This window comes from Psychrobacter sp. 1Y4, assembly GCF_051847555.1.
This window is the reverse complement of the sequence record NZ_JBPYDE010000169.1, coordinates 1-1,030: the sequence shown is the minus strand read 5'-3', so window position 1 is coordinate 1,030 and position 1,030 is coordinate 1. Positions and strand designations below refer to the sequence as shown.

Below are 1,030 nucleotides of genomic sequence, written 5' to 3'. Positions count from 1 at the left end.
AGTGCGATCATCGCAATCAGCGTATTCTCAAGCCCGAAGCGCTTACCAATGGCTGGTGAGATCAGCGCACCAAGGGCAAAACCCAGCATCGGCACAGCGCCCAGCCAGCCAATCTGTATCTCCGAGATACTGAGTGCTTCTTTTACCACTGGCGCGATAGCGCCCAGCGCAACGATAGGGGCACGCATATTGGTCGCTAGCAAAATCATGGCACATAGCACTAACCAAAAGGTGAAACGTGATGAAGGCAGATTGGATGAGGTAGACATAGCAGCACAACGATACAGGGAAAAGAACACGTTATAAAACAGCGCCGAAAAATCGTCGCTTGTAAAACAACACCAAAGATCATTTACTCAGACACGTACCTAAACGGTAATCGATAACGTCAATCAGAACCAAAAATTTGCAGAGGGCAAAACAGATATGTCTGCTGGCCAATTTTTTAAATAGAAAATATCTAAGTAGAGAGTGTCTAAATAGGAATAATAAGAGATGGCGATATAAAAATAGCGCCAAGTCACTTTGAATGACTTGACGCTATTATACGAACAGATGTTAGGTAAATACTACCCGCGTATGGTAACCAATGAGTTTTTACACAGATTTGCCGAGTTGGGCAGCTCTTAACGCGTTTTCTTGTTGTTCTGCCATCAATGAATCGCACTTGTTGGGATCATCGCCACAAAATGAGCACTGCTCATCACCCATCAATTTGGCAACGCCGCCACAAGAGCCTTTAAGCGGCTTTTTTTTGACCATATAACCGATGCCCATAAAAATGAAAAATAGGATAAACACCGTAAAGGTAATGGCAAGCATGGGAAGCAATTGGCTAAGCATAGAGGAAACCTCATTGTCAAAAGTGGAGCAGTTGCTGTTAGTGATAACGATGTACTTTTAATGGCAACTAACTAATAGTATAGCAAATTTTGGTGTCGCTCGTTGCGCGTTATCGTATTCTCTTGTTTCAATGCCAGAAACTTACTAGGGCTTTTTGTCAGCGCGTAATGCTTGCATTGCTGGTGTC

General features: G+C 43.6%; 1 protein-coding gene and 1 pseudogene. Both read right to left on the bottom strand.

Annotation, left to right across the window (positions count from 1 at the left end; genetic code table 11):
- Window positions 1–269, bottom strand: a pseudogene (locus ACS8FC_RS15050) (MFS transporter); the annotation flags it as partial.
- A gap of 328 nt (window positions 270–597) precedes the next feature.
- Window positions 598–843 carry a (Na+)-NQR maturation NqrM gene (gene nqrM, locus ACS8FC_RS15045; RefSeq protein ID WP_238035777.1) on the bottom strand — a complete coding sequence of 82 codons (246 nt, stop codon included), beginning with the start codon at window positions 841–843 and terminating at the stop codon, window positions 598–600.
- Window positions 844–1,030: the final 187 nt, after the last annotated feature.

Bases quoted from the DNA above. Each gene is read 5' to 3' on its own strand.
- nqrM (WP_238035777.1), bottom strand. From the start codon at position 843: ATGCTTAGCCAATTGCTTCCCATGCTTGCCATTACCTTTACGGTGTTT.